Consider the following 12,741-nt stretch of genomic DNA (forward strand, 5'->3'; position numbering starts at 1 on the left):
AAGGGAATTGCCCGCCAGAACGAGGACCCGATAGTGGATTAGCTATAGGCTTGCCGATCCGCCCGCCGTTGGGACAGTTTCTCGGGTTGCAGCAACGTTCTCCCGAACGAAAATCAGCTTTGCCCACTCGACAGATCGCGGAGCGTCGCACAAGAAGATGCTGATCTAGGGGGGATTTTCATGGCTGGGATTATTGCGCCGCGTGGACGCCGGATGGGCCGCTATGGCCTGAGCGCGAGCGCCATCACGCTGGCAGTCGTTCTGGCCGGCCCCGCTACCGCGCAATGCACCCCCGATCCGACCATCTCCGGCGGGACTATCAACTGCACCGGCAGCGATGCCGACGGGCTGACCGTCGTGACCGACAACACCACCGTTATCGTCGCGCGCGGGGCGAGCGTGCAGCCGCGCGCGGCGGCGGCGGCGATCACTACGCTGGGCCAAGGCAACACGCTGCGCGTTGCAGGGCTGGTCGATGGCGGCGCCGCCAAGGCGGGCGTGTTCGTGACGACGGGCGATCCGCGCACCGTGCCGTGCGATCCCTACGCCGGCGCTTCGCCGATCTATTGCGTCCCAGGCTCGACGCAGACGATCTATCCCTCGTCGAGAGCGGCAATCGACGTCGTGGCGGGCGGGACGATCTCGGGCGCGCAGGGCATCCTCGTGCGCCGCAGCCCCGCCAACACCGTCGGCTTCGTCAGCGCGACGATCACCAACGCCGGGACGATCGCGGGCACTGCGGGCGAGGCAATCCTCGCCGACCAGACCGGCTTCGGCGGCCTGTCGGTGTACAATCGCGCCGGCGGGCGGATCACCGGCGGGATCGCGGGCACCGTCTCCTACGTCGACAATGCCGGGACGATCGACGGCGTCGGCCGCGCCGCGATCGCCTCGACGCAGGCGGGGCTCAACATCGTCAACACCGGCTCGATCGTGTCGAGCGGCACGCCCGCGACGGTCAGCGGCGGCGGCTTCGTCACGATCAGCAACGCGGCGGGCGCGACAATCGGCGGCAGTGCGACCGCGATCCGCACCACCGGCACCCTCAACCTCACCAACGCCGGCACCATCAACGGCTCGGTCGTCTCGACCGCGCCATCGGGGCAAGGCAGCACAATCGACACGCGCAGCGGCACGATCAACGGCAGCCTCACGCTCGGCGCGGGCGACGACACGCTGCGCGCGCGGTTCGACGCGGCGAGCGGGCGTGTCTCCTCGATCACCGGCGCGATCGACGGCGGCGCGGGCACCGACACGCTGGCGATTGGGATCGATGCCGACACGACGATCACGCGCACCGTACTGCCGACCAATTTCGAGCTGCTCGGGCTCGACCTGTCGAACAACGCCACCGCGACGCTCGCCACCGGCTTCACCACGGGCAACGGCGTCGCGCTGTCGGGCAGCGGTACCGTGGTCAACAACACCGCGCTGGTGACGGGCGGACCGGCGGTGACGACCAGCTTCGGTTCTGGCGGCTTCGGGCTCACCTTCGACAATCGCGGCACGATCACCGCGACCTTCGCCAACGCCGGCCCCGCGACGACCGGCCAGTTCGCGGTCGGATCGCCCGATACGGTGACGAACAGCGGCACGATCACGTCGCTCGGCGGCCCGGGCGTGCGTGCGTTCCGGCAGCTGACCAACAGCGGCAGCATCACCGCGAGCGGCACCGCGGCGTCGGTCGACAGCTTCGGCGCGTTCGTCAACAGCGGCACGATCCGCTCGACCGGCGGGATCGGCGCCAGCCTCTACGCCGGCGGCGCGACGGCGTCGACCAACAGCGGCACGATCGCGGGCGCGACCACCGGCGTCGCGCTGCTCGGCGGACGGCTGACCAACAGCGGAACGATCACCGGCGGCACCACGGGCGTGACGCTGAGCGGCGCGACGCTCGTCAACGCGGCGGGCGGTCAGATCAGCGGCGGCACGCTGGCGATCGCCAGCAGCGGCAGTTCGGGCGGCATCGTCAACGCCGGCACGATCGCCGGCAGTGTCGATCTCACCTTGCCCTTCTTCTACGATTACGGCGACGACCTGTTCGTCGACGACGGCGGCAGCGTCGCCGGCGCGATCCGGCTGGGCGGCGGCAACGACGAACTGGTGGTGACGCTGGGCGGCGATCCGGCGCGCCCGCTCGCCGGGGCGACCGGCGGGGTCGATGCCGGTGACGGTTACGACACGCTGCGCACGCGCGTCACCGCCGATGGCAGCGCGACACTCGCGCTCACCGGCGGGTTCGAGGCGCTCGCCTACGAACTGTCGAACGATGCCGCGCTGACGCTGACCGCGCCGCAGCCGATCGCGACCTCGATCGGGCTCGCCGGCAACGGCAGCGTGACGCTGAACGGCGCGATCTCGACCGCCGATCGCACGCTCGTCGACGCGACGATCCTCACCGTCGCGCAGCTGACCGAGGGGCTCGCCGGGCCGGCGCGCGACCTCGCGATCGTCAACAACGGCAATCTTGCGCTGACGGTCGGATCGCAAAACTTTGCCTACAACCTCGCCGCGATCCTCGGCGACACCGCCGATCTCACGAACAACGGCACGATCAGCGTCATCAACACGCCGGGCAGCTATTATGCCGGCGGGGCGGTGTTCACCGGCGACAGTTTGGCCAATGCCGGCACGATCACGCTGACGGGCGGCGGCACTGCGGTAGACAGCGTGCGCGCGGTGACCAACAGCGGCAGGATCACGGCATTCGGCACCACATCGGGTGCCAATGCGTCGACCGCCATGGGCGTCGCCAACGTCACCACGCTGACCAACACCGGCACGATCCGCAGCGACGGCACCGCCGTGCAGAGCGGGTTCGGCAACAGCACGATCACCAACAGCGGCACGATCGAGAGCACGCGCGGCACCGCGATCGTCGGCGGCTATACCGGCACGATCGTCAACGAGGCGGGCGGGACGATCCGCGGCGTCACCGCGGTCCAGCTGGGTGGCGGCGCGCTGATCAACCGTGGCACGATCGTAGGTGACGTCGCTGCTTATGCCTACTCTTACGCGCCGGCGGTCTATATCGCCGATGGCGGCACGCTTAGCGGCAATCTCACCTTCGGCAGCGGTCAGGACACGTTCGCCGCGTTCGGCGAGACGACCGGCGTCAGCGGCACGGTCGACGGCGGGGCGGGGATCGACACGCTGATCCAGGCGCGCCGGACGAGCGGCACCGTCACGCTCGGCGCGCTTGCCGTCACCAATTTCGAGGTCGAGGGCGTGCGCGCGCTCGGCAGCGACACGGTGGTGACGATCGCCGCGCCGGCACCGTTCGCGCGCGACCTCGCGCTGTCGGGCGACGGCACGATCGTCAACACCGCGGCGATCACCGGCGCGGTGCTCGCCTATCCTACCTATGGCAGCGACCCGACGGTTGTCGGCCTCACCACGCCGATTGCGCTTGAGAACCAGGGCACGATCGACGGTGGCGTCGAGGGCCGGGTGCGGAGCCTTATCAATACGGGCACGATCGGCAGCGCGAGCCTCACCGGGCAGGCGGTGAACCTCGACACGATCGATACGCTCGCGTTCGACAATGGCGGCACGATCGCCAACGATCGCGAACAGACCGCCGTCGTCCTGCAGGGCTATGGCGCCAGCGCGATCACCGCAGGCAACAGCGGCACGATCGACGGCGGGGTCTCGGTCGGGCTCCAGCAATATCAGAGCTTCCCGCCGGCCGGAACGCCGGCGTCGCTCACCGCCTCGCTCACCAACAGCGGTACGATCATCAACGGCGAGAGCGCGGTGGCGATCGCCGTCGACGTGTCGAACGGCGTCACGGGCAAGGCGACGCTCGCCAACAGCGGCACGATCACCGCGACCGGCGAAGCGGCGCTCGGCGCCTATATCCAGCTCTACGGCTATTCGGGCGCGGCCGGCAGCGGCACGATCGACGTCGCCAACACGGGCACGATCAGCGCCAACAGCGGCGGCACGGTCGGCAGCTTCACCTTCCCCGACGGCGAGACGATCAGCTTCACCGATCCCGCCGCGGCGCTGTGGCTGAGCGGGCGCAACGCCGCGGGCGTCACCGCCAGTGTCGCCAACGACGGCACGATCGAGGCGACGGGCACGCGCTCGGTCGCGCTGATCGCGCTCGACGCCGCGCTTGACCTCACCAACACGGGCACGATCCGCGGCGGCGCGGGCACCATCCTGGCGGCGGACGACCAGCTCGGCGCGCTCGCCGGCGCGCCCTATCTCGCCGGTGCGGTCCAGACGACCGGAACGGGCAGCGACCGCATCGTCAACACCGGCACGATCATCGGCTCGATCGCACTCGGCGCGGGCGACGACCGGATCGAGAACAGCGGCCGGATCGCGGGCGACGTGTTCCTCGGGCTGGGCGACGATACCTTCGTGCAGCGCGCCAGCGCAGGTCTGGAGGGCAGGGTCGACGCCGGGCTCGGCAGCGACAGCCTCGTCGTCGACGCGACCGGCGGTGGCGCGGTCAACGGTGACCAGTTCGTCAATTTCGAACGCTTCGCGCAGATCGGCGAGGGTAACGTCGCCTATTCGGGCAATTTCCGCTTCGACACGATCGGCGTGATGGGCGGAACGATCACCGTCGCCGCGGGGCAGACGCTGAGCAGCGCGGGGGCGATCACCGTCACCGGCAGTGACGCGGACGAGACGCTCGACAATCGCGGCACGATCACCGGCGGGGTCGATCTCGCCGGCGGCAACGACCGCGTCGACAATCGCGGGACGATCGGCGGCGCGGTGCTGCTGGGCAGCGGCAACGACCTGTTCGTCGACTATGCCGGCAGCAGCGCAGGCGCCGTCGACGGCGGCACGGGGAGCGACCTCTACCGCGTCGTGCTGGCGGGCGACCGCAGCGGGATCGGCCAGCGCAGCGGGTTCGAACAGCTGGCGGTGGAGGGCAACGGCATGCTGTCGCTCGCGCTCGACCAGTCGTTCGAGCAGATCGCGCTCGCCGGCAGCGGGCTCACCCTCGCGCTCGGCGGGTTCACCGTCGGCCAGGTGACCGGCAGCGATGCGCGCGAGACGCTGGCGGTCGACGGCGATCCCGCCGCGGTTTCGCTCGGTGGCGGTGACGACACGCTGGCGCTGGGCGCAGGCCGCGCGGGCGGCAGCTACGCCGGCGGTGCGGGCAGCGACACGCTGGCCTTTACCGCGAGCGGCCCGGTGCTGCTCGCCGGCACCGCGACCGGGTTCGAGCAGGTATCGCTCGCCGGCGGCGCGCTGACGATCGCGGGCACGCTCGGCAGCAATGGCGCCGGCCTCGCCTTCGGTGACGGCGCGCAGGCCCTGACCGTCGCGCCGGGCGGCACGCTTGCCGGGGCGATCGATCTCGGTGCGGGTGACGACAGCCTGCGGCTCGCCGCAGGCGGCATTCTCGCCGGCACCGTCGCGGGCGGCGCGGGCACCGACAATGCGACGCTCGAACTCGCCGGCGATCGCACGCTCGCGAGCGGCACGCTGACCGGCTTCGAGCTGCTCACCACCGAGGGCAGCGGCACGCTGACGCTCGCCGGGACGCAAGGCTATCAGCGCATCACCGCGGGCACCGATCTCACGATTGGCGCGGACGCCGCGCTCACCGCCGACCAGATTCAGTTCGGCACGCGCGACGATCGCCTGACGATCGCCGGCGGCTTCGCCGGCAGCGTCGATGGCGCTGCGGGGAATGATACGATCGCGGTATCGGCCGGCAGCGCCACGGCGCCGGTTGCCTTCGCCGGCATCGCCAACGTTGAACGCTACGCGCAGAGCGGCGGGTTCGCGACGCTGTCGGGCACGGCGGCGCTTGGCACTGTCGACATATCGGGCGGTGGACTCGTCGGGCTCGCTGGCTCGACGCTCACCGCCAACCAAGTCACCGTCGCCCGGGGCGCGACCTTCGGCTCGGCAGGCAATGTCACCGGCAATCTCGCGGTCGCCGGCACGCTAAGTCCGGGTGCGACTGGTGTCGGTACGATGAGCGTCACCGGCAATGTCGCGCTCGGTGCGGGCTCGTTGTCGCTGTTTGAGGTCGCTCCCACGGGCGCGGACCGGCTGCAGGTGACGGGCGCTGTGACGATCGCCTCGGGCGCGACGCTGCAGCTCGCCCCGCTTGGCACGATCCGCCCCGGCACGTCGTACGATCTGGTCGTGGCGAGCGGCGGGATCACCGGCAGCTATACGACGGTGGTGAAGCCCGACAGCCTGTTCGGCTTCGTCGTCCAGCGCGCCGATCGCATCCAGTTGCTCGGCCAGTTCCTCGGCGGTGCGGGCTTCACCCCGCAGGTGGCGCGCTCGATCGCTTATGCCAACACGACGCTGCAGGCGCAGCCTGCGACGAGCACGCTGTTCGCCGCGCTTCCCGCGCTGCTTAATGCTGACGGCACGTCGAACGCGCGCGCCTTCGCGCAGCTGACGCCCGAGCCCTATGCCTCAGTGACGCAGGCCGGGCTCGACAACGCGCTGACGCTCGCTGGCGCGGCGCGCGGCCCCGCCTTTGCCACGCTGCGCGAGGATCCGGGGCTGTTCACCTTCGGCCAGGGCGTCGGCCAGTGGCACACGCTCGGCGCCGACCAGGCGGAGGGCACGGCCAAGGCACGCACGCGCGGCTACGGCTTCCTCGGCGGGATCGGCTATGGCGACACGAGCTTCGCGGTCGGCGCGTTCGCCGGCTATCTCGACACGCGCCAGACGATCGGCGCGCTGGGGGCGGAGACGAAGAGCGACGGCTTCGTCGCGGGCGTGCACGCGCGCTACGCCGCGAACGGCATCGGGCTCACCGCCTCGGTGCTGTACGACGGCGGCGAGGCGCGCACCACGCGCGCGCTGCCGGGCACCGCGCGCGCGATCGGCAGCTACGATCTCCACAGCTGGGTCGCCGACCTTTCGGTCAGCTACGCGCTCGACATGGGCACCGAATGGTCGCTGCGGCCGCGCGCCGGGGTCACCTATCTGCGCACCACGCGCGATGGCGTGACCGAGACCGGCGGGGCGTTCGCGCTCAATGTCGCGCGCGACCGCCACGTCGCGGGCTTCGTTGACGGCGGCGTGATGCTGGCGCGCAGCGACGCTTCGAGTGCGCCGCTGCGGCCGTTCGTCGCGCTCGGCGCGCGCTACCAGATCGAGGGACGCCGCACCGACGCACTGGCGAGCTACGCCGGCGGCCCGCTCGGGCTCACCGCGATCGGCGCCGCCCGTGCGCGGCTCGTCGGCACCGCCTCGGCCGGGATCAGCTATCGCATGACCGGCGGGCTCGACCTGTTCAGCACCGCCTCCGCCCAGACCGGCCGCGACGACCACCAGGAGACGATCAGCACCGGCCTGCGACTGCGCTTTTGATCGGCCACCGTCACGTGCGATCAGACCGATCGCGCGTGATGGTCGTTCCATGTAGCGACACCAGCGTCTCGGCACTGCGCGCCGTCGGAAACTGCTCTGCGGAATGGTTAGGCGCGCGCGAGAAACGACTTAGTTGCTGATCTGATCCAAGCCAATGATCGATTGGCAAGGCCAATTGCGTAGGGTGATCGAAGCATCCAATCGCGATAAGTGAGCGGCCCTAGACACCATCTTTCTGAGCATCTTACGGATGGCCCAGTCGAGGCAACTGCGACATGAACAAGCGGCTGTTATTGGCAAGCTCAGCCGGCCCGCTGGATGATCACAATAGGGTTGCCGCTTCCCATAAAGCGGGGAGACGATCGACACCGACTTGCGGACCTCCACGGTTGAGGCGATGCTGCCGGAATACCCCGATCGGTAAGTATCGGCGGTTGGGAGAGATGCCGTGAAAGACTTGCGCGGGAAGACTGCTATCATAACAGGTGGCGCGAGCGGGCTGGGCGCCGCCATGGCTGACGCCTTCGGTAGCGAAGGCATGAATATCATGATCGCTGATATCGAGGCCGAGGTCGCGCGCACCAAGGTGGAAGAGCTGCGCGCTCGCAATGTCACGGCCGAATGGGTGCAGGTTGACGTCACCAGCCGCGAATCGGTGCGCAAAGGCGCGGCCGAGACCATCGCCAAGTTCGGAAAGGTGCATCTTGTCGCCAACAACGCAGGCATCGGTACCGGCGGTTCGCTGGGCAGCGTGCCCGAGGGCGATTGGGACTGGGTGATCGATGTCAACCTCAAGGGTGTGGTCTATGGCGTCGAGGTCTTCGTTCCCTTGATCGAGAGCCACGGAGAGGGCGGCCATGTCGTCAACACCGCCTCAATGGCCGGGCTCATCAGTCCGTCGGGAATGGAGCCGTACTGCGCTACAAAATTTGCCGTCGTGGCGATGAGCGAGGGTTGGCGCCAGCAACTGGCGCCGAGGAATATTGGCGTTTCCGTGCTGTGCCCCGGCCTGGTGAGCACCAACATCTACGCCGGACGGCGCAATCGCCAGAACGCGGTCTACGGCGAGAATGACAAGGGCTACGGCCAGGCTGATCTCGACCGGCAGCGCGAGTGGATGGCTGGAGGCATCGACCCGCTGGTCGTGGCGCGGCGCGTGGTGGAGGGCATCAAGGACAACGACCTGTACATCCTGAGCCATGTCGAATACGAGCATGTCGTGCGCGAGCGCTTCGAGCGGATAATGGCCGCGTTCGAGAAATCTAAGCAGAGTTCCGCGCTCGCCGCACTTTCAAAGGACCGCCGGCTGGATGCGGTGAGCATCGACGCCTGACCTGTCGCCCGCTCTCGGTATAGTAACTGCCAGATTGGAAGCGACCAATCGCTGCCTACCGTCTTTTGTGACTAATCCTTAGGTAAGCAGGCCATCTAGGGAGATGAACAAGCGTCCGCTTTCAGGATGTGAGAAACGGCCGCTGCATGACCGGAGCTGGGTCAGAGGCGCCTGACGGAGAAGTCGCGTGCAAGCGCAATGAAGGCTGTGAAGGCGGCCGACGAATTGCGTCTGTTGGAGTAGTAGAGGCACAGTGGCGAGAGCGGTGGCGTCCAATCCTCCAGAATGCGCACGAGTCGCCCCGCCGCGATATCCTCCCGCACGTCGGCTTCCATGAAATAGCCGATTCCGACGCCATTCATGGCCGCAATCCGCGTCAGCGAGGCCTCGTCGAGCGTGATCGGGCCGTCGACGTCGAGCAGCAGCTCCTCGCCGTCCTTGGCGAAGCGCCATCGGAGCGGGGCGCCATTGGGAAGCCGCCCGCGGATGCAGGGATAGGAAAGCAGCTCCTGCGGCACCTGAGGAATTGTCCTGCGCTCGAAAAATGCCGGCGACGCGGCGACCGCGATCCGTCGCTCGCGACCTAGCGGGATGGCGATCGCATCGCTCGGCACCAGGTCCATGGCGCGCACGCCAAGATCAAACCCTGCCGCGACGACATCGACGAGCCGACCTTCGGTGACGATGTCGATGTGCACCTGCGGATAGCGTTCGAGATAGGTTAGGACCAGCGGCGCCATGATCTCGCGCGCCGCTGTCGCAAAGGCGTTGATCCGCAGGGTACCCGATGGCGCCTCCTGTTGGGAGCGCGCCGTATCCATCGCCTTCTGGATGCCCTCGAACGCCGGCTTTACCTGCGCGACGAAGATGCGTCCGGCATAAGTGAGTGAGACGCTGCGGGTGGTGCGATTGAACAGCCGCACCGCCAGTTCTCGCTCCAGCTTCTGCACCGCGTTACTGATCGCTGTCGTGGACATGCCGAGGTCTAGCGCCGCGGCGCGAAATGAGCCGCATCGGACGATCGCCAAGACGGCCTCCAACTCGACCAATGAATGGCGCGTCATTGTCCCGATCTCCGCAATACTCCAGCGCGATTTGTCTCGATTATCGGGCAGAGGTGCAATCGCTAAATCTTCCTCGTCACAGTCGAGGAGACGATCATGTCACTGCATCTACCCAAACCAATTGCCGATTATATCGAGGCCAACCGGCGCCTCGATCTGGACGGGATGATGAAGCATTTCGCGCCGGACGCGGTCTTCATCGACAACGGCAAGGACTTCGTCGGCGAGGATGCGATTGCCAAGATGCTGAAGGACGAGGCGATCGCGGTGAGGGCAGTCTTCGAGCCGGATAGCTTCCGCGAGGAGGACGGCGTCTACGTGCTCGAAGGGCCGGCGCACGGCGACTTTCCGGGCAGCCCGCTCCGCTTCACTTATCGCTTCGCGATGAACGGCAACACCATCGGGACGCTGGAGACGATCGTATGGGCATGACCGCAGATCCGTACGAGTTCGCCGACAAGCGCGTGCTTGTCAGCGGCGGCACCAAGGGCCTCGGCCGTGCCACCGTCGAACGCTTCCTCGCCGGCGGCGCGCGCGTCATTACCGCCGCCCGCACGATCAAGGACAGGATCGAGGGCGTCGACTATGTCGAAGCGGACCTGACGGTCGCGGCGGGGGGCGAGGCGCTGGCCAAGGCGGCGATCGAGCGGCTGGGCGGCATCGACATCCTCGCCCATGTCGTCGGCGGTTCATCCTCACCCGCGGGCGGCTTCGCCGCGCTGACCGACGAGCATTGGCTGGCTGAGCTCAACCTCAATCTCCTGGCCACCGTCCGGCTGGATCGGCTGCTGATCCCGCAGATGATCGCGCGCGGCACGGGTGTCGTCGTCCACGTCACGTCGATCCAGTCGATCCTGCCGCTACCCGAGTCCACCACCGGCTATGCCGCCGCCAAGGCTGCGCTGAGAACGTACAGCAAGTCGATCTCGAAGGAGATCGGGTCCAAGGGCGTTCGGGTAAACTCTGTGTCGCCGGGCTGGATCATGACGGAGGCCACCAGCGACTTTCTCGAGATTCTTCGGAAAACCAAGGGCGGCACGATCGAGGATGCGCGGCAATCGGTGCTCGATGCGCTGGGCGGGATCCCGATCGGTCGCGGAGCCGAGCCCGCGGAGGTCGCGGACCTCATCGCCTATCTCGCATCCGATCGCGCCACGGCGATCCACGGCGCCGAGTTCGTGATCGACGGCGGGACGGTCCGCACTGTTTGACCCGGCGATCCGGGCGGCCGCTCACCCGGTGTATGGCGGACGCCGGACAGCGCGGGAAGGGAGATCGAGAGATGACGATGCCAAACTCTTTGTCCGCACGGCGCTGCCCCTGGGCCGATGGCGACCCGTTGATGCGCGAGTATCACGACGCCGAATGGGGCGTGCCGCAGCGCGACCCTAGGATGCTGTGGGAGATGCTGATGCTGGAGGGCTTCCAGGCGGGGCTCTCCTGGGTCACCATCCTGCGCAAGCGCGCCGCCTTCCGCGCTGCCTTCGCGGACTTCGATCCGGTGAAGGTCGCCGCGTTTGGCGCGCGCGATATCGAGCGGCTTATGGCCGACCCCGGCATCGTGCGTGCGCGGGCGAAGATCGACGCGACGATCAGGGGCGCGCAGATCTACTGCGACATGCAGCAACGGGGCGAGGACTTCGCGGCCTTCTGCTGGTCCTTCAGCGATGGCGCGCCGATCCTCGGCGACGGCAAGAGCTGGGTCGCGAGCACGGCCTTGTCGGAGATTATCTCGAAGGAATTTAAGCGGCGCGGCTTCAACTTCGTCGGGCCGACGATCACCTACGCATGGATGCAGGCCGTCGGCATCGTCAACGATCACTCGCTCGACTGCTTTCGGTGCCACTCAGCTTCCTGAAACTCCCGCAGGAAAGGGCGCGCGACGCGCACGCAAACCCGAACCCTCAAGCTTCGGACAGGAAGAACCCTGTTTGCCGTCTACGTCAAGGAACCCGATCCGACTGACCCGACGGCCTCGCTCGTGTTGGGCGACATGCCGGAACCGGTCATCGACGAGGGCTGGTTGCGCGTGAAGATCACGCACGCCAGCCTCAATCGCCACGACGTCTTCACCCGCTGCTCATCGGCAATTCCAAGACCGCTCTTGTGGCGCGTACTTTCGAATGGCCGGGGGGCCGACCACCCCGACCCACTTCTGCCGCCGTTTGACGCGATTACACCGCCTGGTGAACGCCCGCGTATGTTCTTCGAGGTCAAGTGGCGGCGTTTCATCGCGGGGCTGCCCGTCGATCGGAACGCGTCGCCCGGTGGGCGCGCCCTCGTTGATGTATCAGACGTAATTCGAACCGTTCCGCACGATCGTTCAATGGAGGTCGAGGACATCGGCGTGATCGGCCGCGCTAGGCGGAATACAGCAGCCTGAGCTTCTCCTGCTATCGCGTCATCTTTCCCAAAAATGTTGAGAAAAGGATGATCCATCGTAGGGGCATCTCTCAGCCAACAATCGGTGCCGATTACAATAGGAACACGTACGACGTTCTCCTTCGGCGCGAATCGTGTTCGATCACGATCGTGGCGCCCTGAACCAGCACACCAAAAACGTGAGGACATGGCTGGGGCGAGACTAAGCGACATACCGCGGCGGCAGCCCGTGCCAGCGTTCGTCGTGACGCAAAGCGCCGTGCGCGACGCAGGGAGCGCGTCCGCCAATCGCGACCTGGCTACCATAACGTTCCCTGCGGATCCTCGGCCGCGCTTGAATAGGCGACCGACCGGACCGAGCGCTGATTCGCTACATGAGAGTGACTTGCTGGTGAGTTAAGGGTGGCGGGAATCCGTGGTTTTTTGTGGGCGGTGTAAGAAAGTTGCAAAAAGTGTTTGACGGTTGGGGGCGGTCCGCCTAGATGGGTGTCACCGCAGCGGTGGCCGGCACGGTTGCTGAAGCGGTTAGCGAAAACAAGGCGCCATGGTCGCCCCGAGAAAAAGGGGTTAGCCGAGGCGTCGGTTTTTGTCGCTCTTTGACATTGTTGGTCAAGATGAAGGGACATGTGGGCGGCGGCTCCGGGTCCG

Annotated in this window: 7 protein-coding genes; 6 read left to right on the forward strand and 1 reads right to left on the reverse strand. The window is 67.5% G+C overall.

Annotation, left to right across the window (positions count from 1 at the left end):
• The first annotated feature begins 180 nt into the window (after positions 1-180).
• On the forward strand, positions 181-7,314 hold the full coding sequence (locus LQ954_RS10670; protein WP_231023018.1) for an autotransporter outer membrane beta-barrel domain-containing protein: 7,134 nt from the start codon (positions 181-183) through the stop codon (positions 7,312-7,314).
• A 448-nt stretch (positions 7,315-7,762) separates the two neighbouring features.
• Positions 7,763-8,647 (forward strand): SDR family NAD(P)-dependent oxidoreductase, encoded by an 885-nt coding sequence (locus tag LQ954_RS10675; protein WP_227771593.1) that lies wholly within the window; start codon positions 7,763-7,765, stop codon positions 8,645-8,647.
• Positions 8,648-8,808: 161 nt separating this feature from the next.
• Here LQ954_RS10675 and LQ954_RS10680 read toward each other — a convergent pair whose 3' ends face one another.
• Positions 8,809-9,711 carry a LysR family transcriptional regulator gene (locus tag LQ954_RS10680; RefSeq protein WP_227771592.1) on the reverse strand — a complete coding sequence of 301 codons (903 nt, stop codon included), beginning with the start codon at positions 9,709-9,711 and terminating at the stop codon, positions 8,809-8,811.
• 96 nt (positions 9,712-9,807) lie between these two features.
• Between LQ954_RS10680 and LQ954_RS10685 the strand changes: the two genes are divergently transcribed.
• From LQ954_RS10685 to LQ954_RS10700, 4 genes are all read left to right on the forward strand, one after another.
• Complete coding sequence (locus LQ954_RS10685; RefSeq protein WP_231023020.1) at positions 9,808-10,143, forward strand: nuclear transport factor 2 family protein; 336 nt, start codon at positions 9,808-9,810, stop codon at positions 10,141-10,143.
• Positions 10,140-10,922, forward strand: coding sequence for an SDR family oxidoreductase (locus tag LQ954_RS10690; RefSeq protein WP_231023021.1), 783 nt, complete (start codon positions 10,140-10,142; stop codon positions 10,920-10,922). Before LQ954_RS10685 ends, LQ954_RS10690 begins: the two co-directional genes overlap by 4 nt.
• Before the next feature lie 77 nt (positions 10,923-10,999).
• Positions 11,000-11,569, forward strand: a complete 570-nt coding sequence (locus tag LQ954_RS10695; RefSeq protein ID WP_231023041.1) for a DNA-3-methyladenine glycosylase I — start codon at positions 11,000-11,002, stop codon at positions 11,567-11,569.
• A 123-nt stretch (positions 11,570-11,692) separates the two neighbouring features.
• Entirely contained in the window at positions 11,693-12,094 is a 402-nt protein-coding gene (locus tag LQ954_RS10700; protein WP_231023022.1) for a hypothetical protein, read from the forward strand.
• Positions 12,095-12,741 lie beyond the last annotated feature (647 nt).

The organism is Sphingomonas sp. IC-11 (assembly GCF_021043365.1).
GTDB lineage: Bacteria > Pseudomonadota > Alphaproteobacteria > Sphingomonadales > Sphingomonadaceae > Sphingomonas.